Genomic DNA, 3608 nt, shown 5'->3' on the forward strand with positions numbered 1-3608 from the left:
CCGGTGATTCTTCGTTAGAACCTCCTCGGCTTCCTTCGCCGAGACGAAGTGAAGATTAAGAACCTCCACCTTTCCGCTCGCGTTTATCTCTTCCGCTATTTTCTCGAGGTCAATCCTTCTCCTCTTCGGGCTCTTAATCTCAACTATGAAGGGTCTTCCGTTGCCGAGCATTCTGACGTCAACGTCCTCCCTTCCTGCGCCTTTGAAGATGCATTTACCTTCAAAAGCCCTTGAGAAGGCCCGGCAGATTATAGAGGCAACGCTGTCTTCAAACTCAGGCAGGGGCGTCTGGGGAATCCCGCGCACAAGCTTCCTGTAACGCCCGTAAACGTAAACAGGGTTTATTTGAAGCTCTATCCTGTCCGAAAACGGTTCAACTATGAAAACAACATCAGGGTTCTTTGAGGTGTCCTTTCCCGTTGCTTTTCCAAAGGCCTTTCCAAGCTCTCGGTTGAACTCCCGGTTTATCGGCTCGGCGGTGTCAATCTCGAACTCCTCCCAGATGGCTTTCTCTTTCTCCTTGATTTCCTCCGGGAAGCGGGAACCGACGAGAAACGTCTCGAACTCGATTCCCTCACTCGCTTTTTTCATCGCATCCACGAGCTCGGGAATCCTCTCAAAGACGTTGTGACAGAGCTCGCACTCCTCGGGCTCAGCTATCGGTTCTAAGCCCCTCGCGGAGCGCTCCATGTTCAGGACGAACCGTATTGCTTTTCCCCGCTCCTCGTTCGTCCCCCTACCGAGCTTTGCGAAGAGCCTGCCAAGGCAGTGGTCGCAGAGTTTGTGCTCCTCAAGAACCGCCTCGGCCTTCTCGACTATCATCGTTCCACCCTAAAGCTTTTTATTCCTCCACCAAAGTTTCTCCCGATGGCCACTCGGAGGGAACGGATAATAAGCCTTTTGGAGGAGAGGGACTACTCCGTGAGCGAGTTAGCCCAGGTTCTCGGAATCCGTGGGAAGGGGAGCAAAAAGCTCATTCTGGAGGACCTCAAGGCGATTCAGAAAACCCTAAGGCGCGAAGGAAAGGTTCTGCTCGTTAAACCCGCCGAGTGCAGGAAGTGCGGCTTCGTTTTCAGGCCAGAAATCAATATCCCCTCCCGGTGTCCGCGCTGTAAGAGCGAGTGGATTGAGGAGCCGAGGTTTATGATTGCCGAGCGTTGAGGCAAAAGCCCTTATAAGCCAAACTCCCTATTCTCACCGGTTGAAGCGAGCGAGGGGATGCTTATGAGAAAGGTTGAGGAGTTCATGAAAAGGCACGGCCTCGAGGTTGGCGACCTCGTCAGGGTAACAAAAAGGGAGGGGGATGAGGTTCTAACAATTGAGGGCCTCGTAATGCCTCCTTATGAGCTTTCGCCCGGTGAAACACTGACAATAAAGCTCGACAACGGCTACAACATCGGGGTTCTAATCGACGCGATTGAAAGCGTTGAAATCCTTGAGAAGGCCGTCGAGAGGCCAAAAATGGAGTTCAGGGAAGTCCTGCCTAAGAGGGAGGGCCTCCCCAACGTCAGAATTCTCGGAACCGGAGGGACGATAGCGAGCAGGATTGACTACAAGACCGGGGCAGTTCATCCAGCGTTCACCGCCGAGGAGCTTGCGAAGGCCGTCCCCGAGATATTCGAGATGGCCAACGTTACGCCGGAACTCATTATGAACATCCTGAGTGAGGACATGAAGCCGGCCTACTGGGCAAAGATAGCTGAAGAGGTAGCCAAAGCCCTCAACGGCGGTGAGGATGGCGTCGTGATAGCGCACGGAACTGATACAATGGCCTACACGGCCTCGGCCCTGAGCTTCATGCTGAGGAATCTGACAAAGCCCGTCGTCCTCGTTGGCGCGCAGAGGAGCTCCGACAGGCCGAGCAGTGATTCTGCCATGAACCTCACCTGCGCAGTTAAGATGGCGACGAGCGACGTTGCCGAGGTCATGGTGGTGATGCACGGCGAGACGAGCGACACCTACTGCCTGGCTCACAGGGGCACCAAGGTCAGGAAGATGCACACCAGCAGGAGGGACGCCTTCAGGAGCATCAACGACGTCCCGATAGCGAAGGTATGGCCCAAAGGTGAGATAGAGTTCCTCAGGAACGATTACAGAAAGAGAAGCGAGGGAGAAGTCATAGCCGACACCAGGATGGAGGAGAAGGTTGCAATCCTGAAAATCTACCCCGGAATCAGCGGTGAGCTCCTCGACTTCCTCGTTGATAATGGCTACAGGGGTGTTGTGATAGAGGGAACGGGTCTCGGCCACGTTCCGCAGGATTTCATCCCCCACGTCCAGCGCGCGGTCGAGGAAGGCGTGGCAGTCTGCGTCACGAGCCAGTGCCTCTACGGTAGGGTGAACCTCAACGTCTACTCCAACGGCAGGAAGCTCCTCAAGGCTGGAGCGATACCCTGTGAGGACATGCTCCCGGAGACGGCCTACGTCAAGCTCATGTGGGTTCTCGGCCACACCAACGACCTGAGCGAGGTAAGGAAGATGATGGTGACGAACTACGCCGGGGAGATTACGCCTTACACTAGGTACGACGCGTTCCTGAGGTGATGAAGATGACCGAGAAGTTCGACTACAAGGAGCTGGGCCTTAAAGTTGGAATTGAACTTCACAGGCAACTCGATACCAAAAAGCTGTTCTCGCCCGTTCCGAGTGAGCTGACCGAGAGGGTTGATTTCACGTTCGAAAGACGCCTCAGGCCAACGATGAGCGAGCTTGGCGAGGTAGACCCCGCCGCCCTTGAAGAGTTCAAGAAGGGGCGTAAGTACATCTACGAGGGCAACTACGAGCTGAGCGATTTGGTTTACATGGACGAAGAACCGCCGAGGGGACCCGATAGAGAAGCATTAGAGGTTGCCCTCCAGATTGCATACCTCCTCAACGCCAAGCCCGTTGATGAAGTTCACTTTATGAGAAAAATCGTCATAGACGGCTCCAACGTTTCAGGCTTCCAGAGGACGGCCATAATAGCGATAAACGGACGTGTTGATACGCCCTGGGGAAGCGTTGGAATCCCGACGATATGCCTCGAGGAAGATGCCTGCAGAATAGTCGAGAGGAGGGAGAAGGAGGTAATCTACCGCCTTGACCGCCTCGGCATTCCGCTCGTTGAGATAAGCACGACCCCGGACATACACCACCCGGAGCAGGCGAAGGTTGTCGCGAAGTACATCGGCGACGCCCTGAGGGCCACTCGGAAGGTTAAACGCGGTCTCGGGACGATAAGGCAGGATTTGAACGTCTCGATTAGAGGCGGAGCGAGGGTCGAGATTAAGGGCGTTCAGGAGCTTGACATGATTCCACTCATCATCGAGAGGGAAGTGGAGAGACAGCTCAACCTGCTCAAGATAAGGGATGAACTCCGCGCGAGGGGCGTTAAGCCCGAGGACATCAGGGAGGAGTTCTACGACGTTACCGACGTTTTTGAGAACACCGGCTCAAAGATAATCTCCAGGACGTTGAAAAAGGGCGGGAGGGTTTTGGCCGTCAAACTGCCGAAGTTCAGAGGTTTGCTAGGCAGGGAAATTCAGCCCGGCAGGAGGCTCGGCACGGAGATGGCCGACAGAGCGAAGAAGTACGTGAGGGGCATCTTCCACATTGATGAACTGCCGAAT

At 54.9% G+C, this 3608-nt stretch carries 4 protein-coding genes; 3 read left to right on the plus strand and 1 reads right to left on the minus strand.

The features are described from left to right. Window positions 1-822 (minus strand): tRNA pseudouridine(54/55) synthase Pus10 (locus MVK46_RS01620; RefSeq protein ID WP_297534767.1); only part of this gene is annotated, 822 nt, incomplete at its 3' end. Window positions 823-867: 45 nt separating this feature from the next. On the opposite strand from MVK46_RS01620, the gene MVK46_RS01625 reads away from it, so the two are divergent. From MVK46_RS01625 to gatE, 3 genes are all read left to right on the plus strand, one after another. Then, window positions 868-1161: a transcriptional regulator gene (locus MVK46_RS01625; RefSeq protein WP_297534769.1), complete on the plus strand. Its 294-nt coding sequence runs from the start codon at window positions 868-870 to the stop codon at window positions 1159-1161. A 63-nt stretch (window positions 1162-1224) separates the two neighbouring features. Further along, on the plus strand, window positions 1225-2544 hold the full coding sequence (gatD, locus tag MVK46_RS01630; protein WP_297534771.1) for a Glu-tRNA(Gln) amidotransferase subunit GatD: 1320 nt from the start codon (window positions 1225-1227) through the stop codon (window positions 2542-2544). Window positions 2545-2549: 5 nt separating this feature from the next. Then, on the plus strand, window positions 2550-3608 hold a 1059-nt coding region (gene gatE, locus MVK46_RS01635), incomplete at its 3' end, for a Glu-tRNA(Gln) amidotransferase subunit GatE (protein WP_297534772.1).

Source organism: Thermococcus sp. (assembly GCF_027066465.1).
In the GTDB taxonomy this organism is placed as follows: Archaea; Methanobacteriota_B; Thermococci; order Thermococcales; family Thermococcaceae; genus Thermococcus.

Bases quoted from the DNA above. Each gene is read 5' to 3' on its own strand.
- MVK46_RS01625 (WP_297534769.1), top strand. From the start codon at position 868: ATGGCCACTCGGAGGGAACGGATAATAAGCCTTTTGGAGGAGAGGGAC.
- gatD (WP_297534771.1), top strand. From the start codon at position 1,225: ATGAGAAAGGTTGAGGAGTTCATGAAAAGGCACGGCCTCGAGGTTGGC.